General features: G+C 68.9%; 12 protein-coding genes and 1 pseudogene. 9 read left to right on the forward strand and 4 right to left on the reverse strand.

Annotation, left to right across the window (positions count from 1 at the left end; genetic code table 11):
• The first annotated feature begins 22 nt into the window (after positions 1–22).
• Positions 23–736 carry a ricin-type beta-trefoil lectin domain protein gene (locus tag ACT6QK_RS08640; RefSeq protein WP_444597424.1) on the forward strand — a complete coding sequence of 238 codons (714 nt, stop codon included), beginning with the start codon at positions 23–25 and terminating at the stop codon, positions 734–736.
• Positions 736–1,320 (forward strand): hypothetical protein, encoded by a 585-nt coding sequence (locus ACT6QK_RS08645; protein WP_444597425.1) that lies wholly within the window; start codon positions 736–738, stop codon positions 1,318–1,320. The genes ACT6QK_RS08640 and ACT6QK_RS08645 overlap by 1 nt, the downstream gene beginning before the upstream one ends.
• A gap of 9 nt (positions 1,321–1,329) precedes the next feature.
• On the opposite strand, the gene ACT6QK_RS08650 is transcribed toward ACT6QK_RS08645, so the two are convergent.
• Positions 1,330–2,199: a WecB/TagA/CpsF family glycosyltransferase gene (locus tag ACT6QK_RS08650; protein ID WP_444597426.1), complete on the reverse strand. Its 870-nt coding sequence runs from the start codon at positions 2,197–2,199 to the stop codon at positions 1,330–1,332.
• 125 nt (positions 2,200–2,324) lie between these two features.
• On the opposite strand from ACT6QK_RS08650, the gene ACT6QK_RS08655 reads away from it, so the two are divergent.
• Positions 2,325–3,074, forward strand: coding sequence for a glutamine amidotransferase-related protein (locus tag ACT6QK_RS08655; RefSeq protein ID WP_444597427.1), 750 nt, complete (start codon positions 2,325–2,327; stop codon positions 3,072–3,074).
• A 10-nt stretch (positions 3,075–3,084) separates the two neighbouring features.
• On the opposite strand, the gene hemF is transcribed toward ACT6QK_RS08655, so the two are convergent.
• A complete protein-coding gene (gene hemF, locus ACT6QK_RS08660; RefSeq protein WP_444597428.1) occupies positions 3,085–3,963 on the reverse strand; it encodes an oxygen-dependent coproporphyrinogen oxidase in 879 nt (292 codons plus the stop codon).
• A 71-nt stretch (positions 3,964–4,034) separates the two neighbouring features.
• Between hemF and ACT6QK_RS08665 the strand changes: the two genes are divergently transcribed.
• The 5 genes from ACT6QK_RS08665 (at position 4,035) to argF (ending at position 9,358) form a co-directional block, all read left to right on the forward strand.
• The gene (locus ACT6QK_RS08665) at positions 4,035–5,333 is read left to right on the forward strand and encodes a M20/M25/M40 family metallo-hydrolase (protein ID WP_444597429.1); all 1,299 of its coding nucleotides are present in this window, start codon (positions 4,035–4,037) and stop codon (positions 5,331–5,333) included.
• A gap of 64 nt (positions 5,334–5,397) precedes the next feature.
• A complete protein-coding gene (locus tag ACT6QK_RS08670) occupies positions 5,398–6,654 on the forward strand; it encodes a dipeptidase (RefSeq protein ID WP_444597430.1) in 1,257 nt (418 codons plus the stop codon).
• Between the two features lie 65 nt (positions 6,655–6,719).
• The gene (locus ACT6QK_RS08675) at positions 6,720–7,163 is read left to right on the forward strand and encodes a YcxB family protein (protein ID WP_444597431.1); all 444 of its coding nucleotides are present in this window, start codon (positions 6,720–6,722) and stop codon (positions 7,161–7,163) included.
• Positions 7,164–7,223: 60 nt separating this feature from the next.
• Positions 7,224–8,441 (forward strand): aspartate aminotransferase family protein, encoded by a 1,218-nt coding sequence (locus tag ACT6QK_RS08680; RefSeq protein ID WP_444597432.1) that lies wholly within the window; start codon positions 7,224–7,226, stop codon positions 8,439–8,441.
• A gap of 2 nt (positions 8,442–8,443) precedes the next feature.
• Positions 8,444–9,358, forward strand: a complete 915-nt coding sequence (argF, locus tag ACT6QK_RS08685) for an ornithine carbamoyltransferase (RefSeq protein WP_444597433.1) — start codon at positions 8,444–8,446, stop codon at positions 9,356–9,358.
• A 103-nt stretch (positions 9,359–9,461) separates the two neighbouring features.
• Here the strand turns inward: argF and ACT6QK_RS08690 are convergent, their stop codons facing one another.
• Both ACT6QK_RS08690 and ACT6QK_RS08695 read right to left on the reverse strand, forming a co-directional pair.
• On the reverse strand, positions 9,462–9,965 hold the full coding sequence (locus tag ACT6QK_RS08690; RefSeq protein WP_444597434.1) for a pyridoxamine 5'-phosphate oxidase family protein: 504 nt from the start codon (positions 9,963–9,965) through the stop codon (positions 9,462–9,464).
• A 64-nt stretch (positions 9,966–10,029) separates the two neighbouring features.
• Positions 10,030–10,227 carry a hypothetical protein gene (locus ACT6QK_RS08695; protein ID WP_444597435.1) on the reverse strand — a complete coding sequence of 66 codons (198 nt, stop codon included), beginning with the start codon at positions 10,225–10,227 and terminating at the stop codon, positions 10,030–10,032.
• 228 nt (positions 10,228–10,455) lie between these two features.
• Between ACT6QK_RS08695 and ACT6QK_RS08700 the strand changes: the two are divergent.
• Positions 10,456–12,503 (forward strand): annotated as a pseudogene (locus tag ACT6QK_RS08700) (SEL1-like repeat protein); the annotation flags it as partial.

The following is a 12,503-nucleotide window of genomic DNA, read 5'->3' on the forward strand; positions in this document are numbered from 1 at the left end:
CCTCAACCCGTCGGAGGAAACCATGTCGCATCGCCTCACCCTCGTGGCCGTCGCCGCCCTCGGCCTGACCGGCTTCGCCGGCGCCGCCCAGGCCCAGGTCACAGTCTCCGTCACCGGCGGAACCCCCGCCATCGCCACCTATTTCGCCATCGGCAACTGCATGGATGTCGGGAACGCCAACGTCATCATGCACGCGACCTGTCAGTCAGGCCGCGGGGCCCAGGGCTGGCGCTTCGTCTCGGGCAGCTACGGCATGATCTCGCTCGGCAACCAGACCTGCCTCCAGTCCAACGGCTCCGGCGCGCCCCTGACCGCCGCCGCCTGCAACAATGGCGCGAACCAGCGCTGGGGCATCCAGACCAACGGCGAACTCAGGAACGAGCTCGGCCTATGCGCCGACATCGAAGGCGGCAACCGCAGCTCCGGCGGCCGCGTCGTCGGCTTCAGCTGTCACGGCGGCATGAACCAGAAATGGTACGCCGCCACCAGCGGCGGCCGCGCCACCTATCGCGTCAGTTCCACGACCTTCGCCGCCCCCCCGCCGGGCCGAGCCCTGGTCAGCTCGCGCGGCGTCTCCAGTTCGAACATCGTGGCAGGCGGCGCCGGCAACATCGTCGCCGGAGGCGCGGGCAACATCGTCGCGGGCGGCGCCGGGAACATCGTCGCGGGCGGGGCGGGCAATCTGATCGCCAACGACGGCGCCTCCCTGCGCAGCATCGCGGCGGGAAGCTACTGATGCGCGGCGTGCAAACCCTCGCGCTCGCCGCGGCCGTAAGCCTCGGCCTGTCGAGCGCCGCCCTGGCCCAGGACATCCCCGACGCCCCCATCCCTGCGGGCCCCATCCCGACGGGCCCGCCTGCCGATGTCGAACCCGGTGGTCCAGCCGTCACGCCGGGGGCGAGCCCGGCCACCGCCCAACCCGCGCCTGCTGGCCCCACCTACGCCGCCTACGACCAGGTCGAGGTCGAGGATCCGGTCGAGCCCGGCTTCTGGGACAAATGCACCGTCATCGAGGCGTTTCAGGGGGCCTATGCGGTCGATTGCAACTACAGCCGCAGCATCCGCCGCGACATCCATGTCCGGCCCGTTGGGGGGCAGCCAGTGACGCAGACGGCCGCCCGCCCGGTGACCGGCGAACCCTGGCCGCGCGGCGCCATCATACTCGGCTCCCCCATGGGGTTGCCGAACGACTGGAGGCTTTGTGTCATCCGGCGCAATGACGTGGCGGCATCCAACAGTTACGTCGCGACTTGCGGCGCCTCGGACTATCGCCTGCTTCCACAATGGATTCGAGCGGACCCCAAGGCGCCCGCCGGCTGACGGGCGGGGTCAGGTCCGCGAAGGACCGACGCGCCGCCTGGTCGCCGCCCAGACATCGGCCCAGATCAGGTCGATCAAGCTCCACGGTTCGATGCAGTAGCGGTGGAACAGCCGCTTCGGATCGGCCGTCAGCCGATACAGCCACTCGATCCCCAGCCGCCCCATCCAGCGCGGCGCCGTCTTCTGCGCGCCGGCCTCATAGTCGAAGGCGGCCCCCACCGAGAAGATGGCGGCGGGCGGCAGAGAGTCGATATTGGCGATGATCCATTCCTCCTGACGCGGCATCCCCATGCCGACGAACAGGATCTGGGGCCGGAAGGCGGCGACCCGGTCCAGCACCGCCTGATTCCCTTCCGAGCCCGGGGTCACGTCGAAATAGCCGTCCTGGGCCTCGATCACCGCGCGCGGGTATCGCGCGGTCAGCCGCTCGACCGCCACCTGACAGACCTCGGCGGTCCCGCCCACATACATGACCCGCCAGCCGTTGCGGTTGACCAGGCTCCAGAAGTGGTCGCGCCAGTCCAGATAGGTGCAGCGGTGGAAGCCCCGGCTGTTCAGTCCGATCAGCCGGGCGAAGGCCATCAGCGGCGTCGAATCCAGCTCGATCAGATCGGCCCGTTCGTAGAAGGCCCGCATCGACGCGGATTTCCGCATCAAGGACAGGCTGTGCAGATTGTGATTGGCGAAGACGGTCTGGCGCCCCTCGGCGATCCACCGCTCCATGTGGTGAAGCACCTCTTCGGGCCGGACCAGATCGACGGGCTGGCCAAGCAGCCGCACGCGCTCCTGAGGCCGCCGGCGACGGCGGAACGGTTGTCTCGCCTTGCTCCGGCGATCGGCCGGGGGGGTGCGGGTCTTGATCGGGGCGCTGTCGGCCATGGCTCGATCTAGGACCATGCGTCTCAAGGTTGCGTGAGCGGACGCGGTTAACGGCCCCTGAACTCGGGCTCGCCCTTTCCCCGCCTCGTTTGGCCCGCCATACAGGTATCGAGCCGGAGCCCACCGTGAAGCCTGTCGCCATCCTCGAAACCGGAACCCCGCCGCCCGACCTGCGCGATTCCTTCGACGACTATCCGGCGCGTTTCAGGGCCCTGCTGGGCGAGAGCGTCGCCACCGTCCGCTTCGACGTCCAGGCCGGGCGTCTGCCTGACGACCCGGCGGAGTTTCAGGGCGCCATCGTCACCGGCTCGGCGGCCGGGGTCTATGACGACCTCCCCTGGATCGCGCCCCTGCTGGACTGGCTGCGGAACGCGCGCGGCAAGACCCGTCTCGTCGGCATCTGTTTCGGCCATCAGGCCTTGGCCCAGGCCTTCGGCGGCCATGTCGAAAAGTCGGATCGCGGCTGGGGCGTCGGCCTGCATCGCTACGACGTGTCCGGCCATGAGCCGTGGATGTATCCGCGCGCCCCTGCCGTCTCCATCGCCGTCTCGCATCAGGATCAGGTCGTGGTCCGGCCGCCGGACGCCCGGGTGATCGCCGCCTGTGACTTCACCCCCTACGCCGCCCTGGCCTATGACGACCCGACCGGCGGGGACAACGGCGCCGTGTCCTTTCAGTGTCATCCCGAGTTCCAGCCCGAATACGCCGCCGCCCTGGTCGAGGCCCGGCGCGGCCATCGCATCCCGCATGAGGTCGCGGATCAGGCCATCGCCAGCCTGAGGGGGCCGAACGACCGGGCCGTCCTGACCGCCTGGATCCGGGCCTTCCTCATGCTGACCCCACCCCCGGCCGAGGATCAGGGCAGCGGCATCTGACGGCGACGGCTCAGGGCCACTTCACCTCGGGCGGCATGGAACTCAGGATCGACTCGACATTGCCGCCGGTCTTCAGACCGAAGGTGGTCCCCCGGTCGTAGAGCAGGTTGAACTCCACATAGCGGCCGCGCCGGATCAGCTGCTCCTCGCGCTCGGCCGGTGTCCAGGCCTCGCCCATTCGCCGCGCCACGATGGACGGATAGACCTCCGCAAAGGCCGAGCCCACATCGCGCGTGAAGGCGAAGTCGGCGTCGTGGTCGCCGGTGTCGAGATGGTCGTAGAAGATCCCACCCGTGCCGCGCGGCTCATTCCGGTGGGGCAGCCAGAAATACTCGTCGCACCAGGCCTTGAACCGGTCGTAGTAGTCCGCGCCATGGGCGTCGCAGGCCCCCTTCATCGCCGCATGGAAGGCGACCGTGTCCGCCGCCTCGGCGTGACGATCCACGTCCAGCACCGGGGTCAGGTCGCCGCCCCCGCCGAACCAGGTCTTCGTCGTGGCGATGAAACGGGTGTTCATGTGCACGGCGGGCACACGCGGATTGCGCGGATGGCAAATCAGGCTGATGCCGGTGGCGAAGAAGCGCGGGTCCTCCGCCGCCCCGGGCACCGACTTCGCATAGTCGGTCGGGAAGGTTCCATGCACGGTCGAACAGTGGACCCCGACCTTCTCGAACAGCCGACCGTGCATCATCCCCATCACGCCGCCCCCGCCCTCGGGCCGATCCCAGGCCGTGCGCACGAACCGGCCCGGCTCGCCGGGATAGAGGTCGGCAGGCGCCGCGTCCTCCAGGGCCTCGAAGGCGGCATGAATCCGGTCGCGCAGGGCCTCAAACCAGGCGCGGGTTTCGGCTTTCTTCAAAGCCAACGGGTCTGTGACGACTTCGCTCATGCGCGCCTTCTAGACCCGAACCCCCGCATCGGGCCATGATCCAGATCAATCGTTCAGTTCGGGACTTGCCGATGCGCCTCGCCCTCCTCGCCGCCGTCGCCGTGATGGCCTGCGCCTCTCACGCTTTCGCGCAGACGTCGGAGGCCGAGCGCGTCATGGCCGCCACGGTGGTCGCCGAGCACGACCGCCACATCGCCCTGCTGGAGCGGATGGTGAACCAGAACTCCGGCACGCTGAACCTGCCGGGCGTCCGCGCCGTCGGCGAGATGCTCCGCCCCGAACTCGAGGCGCTCGGCTTTCAGGTCGGCTGGCTGGAGATGGCCGAGACCGGCCGCGCCGGCCATCTGGTCGCGACCCATTCCGGCGCCGGCCGCAACATCCTGCTGATCGGCCACCTCGATACGGTGTTCGAGGTCGACAGCCCCTTCCAGACCTTCGTGCGGGACGGCGACATGGCCACGGGCCCCGGCGTCGGCGACGACAAGGGCGGGGTCGTGGTCATCCTCTCGGCCCTGCGCGCCATGCAGGCGGCGGGGACGCTGAAAGATGCAAACATCACCGTCTTCCTGACCGGCGACGAGGAACGCACCGGCGCGCCCCTGTCGATTTCCCGCAAGGATCTGATCGAGGCCGGCAAGGCCGCCGACTTCGCCCTGGAGTTCGAGGGCCTGGCCATGGAGGACGGCAAGGACTTCGGCACCGTCGCCCGGCGCAGCTCGACCAACTGGACCCTGACCACCGGAGGGCGCACCGGCCATTCCAGCGGCGTCTTCAACGAGACGCTGGGCTATGGCGCCGTCTATGAGCTGAGCCGCATCCTCGACAGCTTCCGCCGCGACCTGCGCGAACCCAACCTGACCTACAATGTCGGGGTCATGGCCGGCGGAACGCCTGCGACGCTCGACGCCGACGGCTTCCGCGTCACCGCCTCCGGCAAGACCAATATCGTGGCCGAAACCGCCGTGGCCCGGGGCGACCTGCGCGCCCTGACCCCGGAACAGGAGGCCCGCGCCCGCGACAGGATGCAGGCCATCGTCGCCGACCACCTGCCGCGCACCACCGCCGAACTGGCCTTCGGCGAGACCGGCTATCCGCCCATGGCCCCGACCGAGGGCAATCGCGACCTGCTGGCCCGGCTGAACGCCGTCAACCGCGACCTCGGCCTGCCCGAGATGGCCGAGTTCGACCCCGCCCGGCGCGGCGCGGCCGACAGCGGTTTCGTCGCCGCCGATGTGCCGACCCTCGGCGGCCTCGGCATGGCGGGCTCGGGCGCCCATGCGGTGGGCGAAAGCGTCGATCTGAACAGCCTGACCCGACAGTCCCAGCGCGCCGCCGTCCTGATCTCGCGCCTGACCCATGGACGCGACTGACGCGCCCTCTTTCCCTGCACCCACCTCGCCGCCACAGTCGCCGCGCCGCTTCCCGGAGTTCATCGTGATCCGTTCCTGCCTCGTCGCCGCCTCTCTACTGGCTCTCGCCGGTCCCGCCTTGGCCCAGACGGCGCCCACGGCCGACGAGGTCCGCGCCCGTCGCATCCTGGACCGCACGCCTCTGATCGACGGGCACAACGACCTGCCCTGGGCCCTGCGCCAGACCTATGGAAACGACCCCCACGCCGTCGATCTGGCGACCAATCTCGACGCTTCGACCGATCTCCACACCGACATCCCCCGCCTGCGCGCCGGCGGCGTCGGGGCCCAGTTCTGGTCGGTCTATGTTCCCGCCAGCCTGACGCCGGTCGAGGCGGCCAAGGCCACCTTCGAACAGATCGACACCGTCTATCGCCTCGTCGCCGCCTACCCCTCCGCCTTTGAGATCGCCACCACCGCCGACGACATCGTCCGCATCCACCGCGCCGGAAAGATCGCCAGCCTGATCGGCATGGAGGGCGGCTATTCGATCGACGATTCCCTCGGCCTGCTGCGCCAGTTCCATGAAGCCGGCGCCCGCTACATCACCCTGACCCATTCCAAGACCACCACCTGGGCCGACAGCGCCACCGACGCGCCCAAATGGGGCGGCCTTTCGCCTTTCGGCGAACAGGTGGTCAGGGAGATGAACCGCCTCGGCATGATGGTCGATCTCAGCCACGTCTCGGAGGAGACCATGCTGGACGCCATCCGCGTCTCGGACGCCCCGGTCATCTTCTCCCACTCCTCGGCCCGCGCCGTCACCGACCATGCGCGCGACGTGCCCGACAGCGTCCTCAGCCTGATGCCCGAGGACGGCGGCGTCGTCATGGTCACCTTCGTGCCCGGCTTCGTCTCCGAAAAGGTCCGCCAGTGGGGCGCGAACCGCGCCGGCGAACAGGCCCGGCTTCAATCCCTGAACCCCGGCGATCCCGCCGCCGTCACGGCCGGGCTCAAGGCCTGGACCGACGCCCACCCGACCCCGACCGCCTCGATCTCCGACGTCGCCGACCACATCGACCATGTGCGCCGGGTCGCGGGCATCGACCATGTCGGCCTCGGTGGCGACTTCGACGGCGTCGACTCCCTGCCGGCCGGCCTCGGAGGCGTCGATACCTACCCCGCCCTGCTGGCCGAACTCATGAAGCGCGGCTGGACCGAAGCCGACATCCGCAAACTGGCCGGCGAGAACATGCTGCGCGTCATGCGGGCGGTGGAAGCCGTGGCCAAGGCGAAGGCGGCGGATCGCCCGATTCTCGCGACCGCAGCTCCGACCTCATGATTTCCGTCGCCGGAGTTCGGCCGACGCCCCGTGAAGTGCGCCCTATCCGCAAGGGATGGGGCGCCATGCACGCCTTCATGCTTGGCCCCATTCTCGTGCCTTTCATCGGCCTCTGGGCGCTCGCCTGCTGGGGTGTCGGCCCCTATGCCGATCGGACCGTGCTGTTGGCCGCCCTGATCGGGACGCCGGTGGCCTGGGTCGTGTCCCGCCTCCTGGCCGATCGTGCGGTCGCCCGTGCGACCCGACTGAGCCCTGCCAGCGATCGCGCGATCGACTGGAGACTGGATGAAACGGGGATCGAACTGTCGAATGACCTGTTCTTCAGCCGCATCCGCTGGGGCGCCCTGGTGTCGGTGCGGGAAGAGGAGAATCGTTTCGTCTTTCTGCTCACCCCGCCCGGCAGCCCCATCCTGCCCAAGCGCGTTCTGACGCCGGATCAGCAGACCGAACTCCGCATGCTTCTGGCGGACCTGCGCGCCTCCGGCCGGCTGGGCCGTGGTGTTGACTAACCCCCGCATCCGCCCGACAAGACCCCTCCCTTATCGGCTCCGTCGCGACGCGGCGGGGCCTTGTGCGTTTTGGAGGTCCAGTCCGTGTCCGTGAACCATCTGATGGGTGTCTATAATCGTGCTCCGCTGGAAGTGGATCGCGGCCGAGGCGCGCGTCTGTGGGCCAAGGACGGCACGGAATATCTGGACATGGTGTCCGGCATCTCCACCAACGCCTTGGGCCACGCCAACCCGATCCTCGTCGAGGCGGTGAAGGCTCAGGCCGAGAAGCTGTGGCACGTCTCCAACATCTTCCGCATTCCGGGACAGGAAGAGCTGGCGGACAAGCTCTGCGAACACTCCTTCGCCGACGCCGTCTTCTTCACCAACTCGGGGACCGAGGCGGTCGAGTGCGCCATCAAGACCGCCCGTCGCTATCACTTCCACAACGGCGCGCCTGAGCGCATCGACATCTACGGCTTCGACGGCTCCTTCCACGGCCGGACCTATGGCGCGATCAACGCGGCGGCCAACCCGGCCTACACCAACGGCTTCGGCCCGCCGATGGAGGGCTTCCACCAGCTGGTCTGGGGCGATCATGAGGCGCTGAAGGCCGCCATCGCCGCACCGACCACGGCGGCGATCATCGTCGAACCGGTTCAGGGCGAGGGCGGCTGCCGCGCCATTCCCGAACACTGCCTGCGCTCGCTGCGTGAGCTCTGCGACGAGCACGGCGTCCTCATCATCTTCGACGAGGTCCAGTGCGGCATGGGTCGGACCGGCAAGTTGTGGGCCCACGAATGGGCGGGCATCGCGCCCGACATCATGGCCATCGCCAAGGCCCTGGGCGGCGGCTTCCCGGTGGGCGCCTGCCTGGCCAGCGCCAAGGCCGCCTCCGGCATGACCGTGGGCGTCCACGGCTCGACCTTTGGCGGCAATCCCCTGGCCATGGCCGTCGGCCTCGCGGCCTTCGGCGAACTGGTGAAGCCCGAGCTGATCGCCAACGTCAACGAAGTCGCCGGCTATCTGAAGCAGCAGTTCGTCGGCCTTCAGGAACGCTTCCCCGACATCATCGTGGACGTGCGCGGCAAGGGTCTGCTGATCGGGGTCAAACTGGTTCCCAACAACCGCGACTTCATGGCCCTGGCCCGCGACGACCAGCACCTGCTGATCGCGGGCGGGGGCGACAACTGCTGCCGCATCCTGCCGCCCCTCAACCTCACCATCGAAGAAGCGCGCGAAGCCGTGCGCCGCTTCGAGGGCGCGTGCGAAACCGCCCGCAAGCAGATGGCGGGCTGAACATGGTCAGACACTTCCTCGATATTTCCCGGCTGGACGCCGCCGACCTGCGGGCCATCCTCGACGACGCCCATGCCCGCAAGGCCGCCCGCAAGGGCTGGCCCCAGGGTCGGGCCGACGCCGACGCCCCGGGCCGGGACCGCGTCCTGGCCATGATCTTCGAGAAGAACTCGACCCGCACGCGCTTCAGCTTCGATGCGGCCATCCGCCAGCTGGGCGGCTCGTCCATCATCGCCACGGCCTCGGACATGCAACTGGGTCGCGGCGAGCCGGTCGAGGACACCGCCCGCGTCCTGTCGCGCATGGTCGACGCCGTCATGATCCGCGCCAACAACCATGAGGATGTCGAGCGTTTCGCCCGCGTCTCGACCGTACCCGTCATCAACGGCCTGACCGACCGTAGCCACCCCTGCCAGATCCTCGCCGATCTCCAGACCATCGAGGAGCATCGCGGGCCGATCGCCGGCAAGACGATCGCCTGGATCGGCGACGGCAACAATGTCTGCCATTCCTTCATGCATGCGGCGCCGAAGTTCGGCTTCCACCTGAACGTCGCCTGCCCGGCCGAGTACCACCCCGACCTGCGCGACCTGGCGGTGGGCGGGAACCACGTCACCCTGACCTCCGACCCGTCCGAAGCGGTCAAGGGCGCCGACGTCGTCGTCACCGACACCTGGGTCTCGATGGGCGATCAGGATTACGAGGCCCGCCTCGCCGCCTTCGAGTCCTACGGCGTGGACGAGGCCCTGATGAATCAGGCCGATCCGAACGCGGTCTTCCTCCACTGCCTCCCCGCCCACCGTGGCGAAGAGGTCACCGACGCCGTGATCGACGGGCCGAAGTCCCTGGTCTGGGACGAGGCCGAAAACCGCATCCACGCCCAGAAGGCGGTGCTGGCGTGGTGCTTCACTGGGTGAGCCTAGCAAGGCGTGATTGGTGATTAGTGATTAGTGGATGAGACACGGCGGTATCGTCACGCCAATCACTAACCACTACCCACTAATCACCCGACACAACCCGTCAGCTCAAACGTACATCCGACACCCCGCCCGCATCCGGGACGGTCTTGGTCAGATTGGCCTTCAGCACCTGATAGGCGAAGCCGATCGCGCCCTTGTCCGACACCCACACCCGGCCGTCGTCGCCGTCAAAGCGGATCAAGGTCAGGTGCGGATCGTCCTTGCCCTCGGGATACCAGGCGGCGACCACCGGGTTCCACCAGCGGTCGATCCGCTCGCGGTCGTTGTCGATGGACAGGTCGCCGTGGATGCAGGCGTGCACCTTCTGGTCCTTGGCCTGATAGGTGAACATGCCGCTCTGACCGCCGACCGCCACGTCGCGCGCGAAGTCGGTGTCGTCGCGGGTGAAGAACCAGATCGTCCCGGTCTCCGGCTCGCCGAAGCCGGTCATCGGCTGGTTGTGATAGCCGGGCTGGTCGAGCCCCAGCATGCCGGTGTTGGAGTCCTTCAGGCTTTTCCAGAACGCCTCTTCGGCCTCGGCGGGGGTCAGGGTCTTGTCGCTCACGGGGATGTCCTCTCGTTGGATTCGGAGGATCAAGCGGTCGGCGCCCGGCGACGTTCCATACGGCTCAGCCTGGTCGGGAAAATCCCATCAGTGTCCCGACATGGATCAGCAGCAGCATGGCGAAGGCCGCGCTCAGCAGCATGATGAACCGCCAGGGCGCCATCCGGGGGCCGGCTTTCAGATCCACCGGCCGCGCACCGCGCCATCCTGCGAAGAACGCCAGCGCGAGACTGGCGGTCAGAAGCGACAGGGTCAGGGTCATCGACATGGCCGCTCAAGTGCCGATGCCGCGCCGGTTCCGCAAGGGCTTAAACCTTGCCGACAGGTTAATCTTCACCGCGCGTTAACCCTGTTCCGGCGAAGAACCCCATGAAGGGTGCGGTCATTTCCACAGGAAGTTGTCGGACCCCCATATCTTGCGGTTAACCACAGATTTACACCCCGGATATGGCCCGTTAGCGTCGTCGTGTTTGGGTCGAGGAGCGAATCAGTGAGCGCAGCGCCATGGAGCGTGAAGGGAATTGATCCCAAGGCTCGCGAAGTCGCCAAGGATCTGGCTCGCCGGTCCGGCATGACCCTCGGCGAGTGGCTCAACACCATGATCATGGAGGACGCGGAGGACGAGGAGATCGTCGTTCCGCTCAGCCGTCGCGCCCATGCCGCGGATGTCTTTGAACGGCGTGGCCGTTCGCGCCGCCTGGACGACGTCTATGGCGGTTCCGACGACACTCTCCAGCGCGTCGCCGCCTCGGTGGAGGCCATCGCCGCCCGCCTTGAAGCCGCTGAGCGCCGCTCGACCCTGGCCATCCAGGGCGTGGATCAGGCCGTCAACGGTTTGGTGCGCCGTCTCGACGGCCAGGAAGCCGTGGGCCGCACCTACGGCCGCCGCATCGACGACATCGCCGAGGAACTGCGCGAGGGCCATCGCCGTCTGCGCGCCTTCGAACAGGAAACCGGCCCCAAGACCGCCGAGACCTTCGGCAAGGTCGAGACCGGCCTCGGCGCCCTGGCCTCGCGCCTCTACGACATCGAGGAACGCCAGCGCACCAGCTTCAACGAGCTGCGTCAGCGTATGGAGGCCGCCGAGAAGACGGCCCAGCCCGGCCCCGGCGCCGACCTGATGGCCCAGGCCTCGGCCCGCCTCGATCAGGCCCAGGCCCAGACCACGGCGGCCCTGCGTGGCCTCGAACGCTCCTTCGCCGGCCTGGACCAGCGGCTGCGCGCCGCCGAGAGCCGGGTCGAACCCGAGGGCGCCCGCGAGGCCGCCCGCTTCGAGAAGCTCGCCGAGACCCTCAGCCGCCAGGTGGAGACCAATCGCGCCGAGATGATGCGGCGGCTGGACACGGCCGAGCAGGACAACCGCCTCGCCCGGATCGAGGCGGCCGTCGCCGCCGCCGCCGAACAGGTGAAGGCCGCCGAGCAACGCTCCGCACACGGCATCGAAAGCATGGGCCGCGAGGTCCTGCGCATCGCCCAGAACCTGAACGGTCGGGTTCAGGCGACGGATCTGCGGGCCCAGTCGGTGGAGGGCCGCCTGCAAGCGCTCGACGGCCGGATCAACGGGGTCGAGACCGCCGCCATCGAGAAGATGGCCGCCATCGGCGAGGCCCTGGCGTCCGATCTCAACCGGTCTCTCGGTGAGAAGATGGACCGCGAGATGGCGCGTCACGCCCAGGTCGTCGATCACCGTCTGACCCGCGCCGAGGACCAGCAGGCCCTGGGTCTGGAACGTCTCGGCGCCGAGATCACCCGTATCTCCGACCGCCTGTCGGACCGCATCGCCCAGTCAGAGCGCAAGTCGGCCCAGGCCCTGGACGATGTCGCGCGCCGCCTCGGAGACAGCTCCGACCGCGTCGAACAGGCCTATGGCCGCGTCTCGGGCGAAATGGCCGAACGCCTGCGTCTCAGCGAGGAACGAACCGCCGCCCTCATCGCCGAGGCCCGCGAAACCATGGGTCGTCGAGCCGAAAAGGCGGCCGAAACGCCGGCGGCCGCCTCGCCCGTCGAGGATCTGCGCCGTCCGGACTGGCGCAGCGCCGCCTTCCCGGAAGAGACGTTCGACGACGCCCTCTGGGCCGCGCCGTCGCATGAGGCCGGGGCGCCGGCCCCCTTCCCCGCCTTTGAGACCCTCGACGACCAGGCCGCCGACGACGACTATGCTTCGGCCGGCCGTGCGGTGGCGGAGGCGACGCCGGTGGACCGCCTGATCGCCGACATGACGGCCGACTGGGACGCGCCCGCCGAGCCGCTGGATACGGGCCCCGTCTTCGGTTCGCCCTCGGACCCGCTCCCGACACCGGCTTCGGAGCCGTTCGGCGGCGCCGACGTCACCGAGGCTCTGGCGGCGACCACGCCGTCCGCCTTCACGGCCCAGGTGCCGGCCTTCGCCGGTTCGGCCGAGGCTCCGCTCATCCCGTTCGAAACCGCCGACCCGCTCGCGGCCGACGACGATTTCGTGGACGTCCAGGCCCTGCGCGCCGGTCTCAGCGCGGGCGTGCCCGCCGGCCGGGCCGAGGCCACGCGCGGCGCGATCGACGC

It is taken from the genome of Brevundimonas sp. (genome assembly GCF_052436175.1).
GTDB lineage: Bacteria > Pseudomonadota > Alphaproteobacteria > Caulobacterales > Caulobacteraceae > Brevundimonas.

What these genes read in the sequence shown, in the direction of transcription:
- ACT6QK_RS08695 (WP_444597435.1), bottom strand. Translation starts at nt 10,227, where the DNA reads ATGACCCTGACCCTGTCGCTTCTGACCGCCAGTCTCGCGCTGGCGTTC.
- argF (WP_444597433.1), top strand. Translation starts at nt 8,444, where the DNA reads ATGGTCAGACACTTCCTCGATATTTCCCGGCTGGACGCCGCCGACCTG.
- ACT6QK_RS08665 (WP_444597429.1), top strand. Translation starts at nt 4,035, where the DNA reads ATGCGCCTCGCCCTCCTCGCCGCCGTCGCCGTGATGGCCTGCGCCTCT.
- hemF (WP_444597428.1), bottom strand. Translation starts at nt 3,963, where the DNA reads ATGAGCGAAGTCGTCACAGACCCGTTGGCTTTGAAGAAAGCCGAAACC.
- ACT6QK_RS08675 (WP_444597431.1), top strand. Translation starts at nt 6,720, where the DNA reads ATGCACGCCTTCATGCTTGGCCCCATTCTCGTGCCTTTCATCGGCCTC.
- ACT6QK_RS08645 (WP_444597425.1), top strand. Translation starts at nt 736, where the DNA reads ATGCGCGGCGTGCAAACCCTCGCGCTCGCCGCGGCCGTAAGCCTCGGC.
- ACT6QK_RS08650 (WP_444597426.1), bottom strand. Translation starts at nt 2,199, where the DNA reads ATGGCCGACAGCGCCCCGATCAAGACCCGCACCCCCCCGGCCGATCGC.
- ACT6QK_RS08640 (WP_444597424.1), top strand. Translation starts at nt 23, where the DNA reads ATGTCGCATCGCCTCACCCTCGTGGCCGTCGCCGCCCTCGGCCTGACC.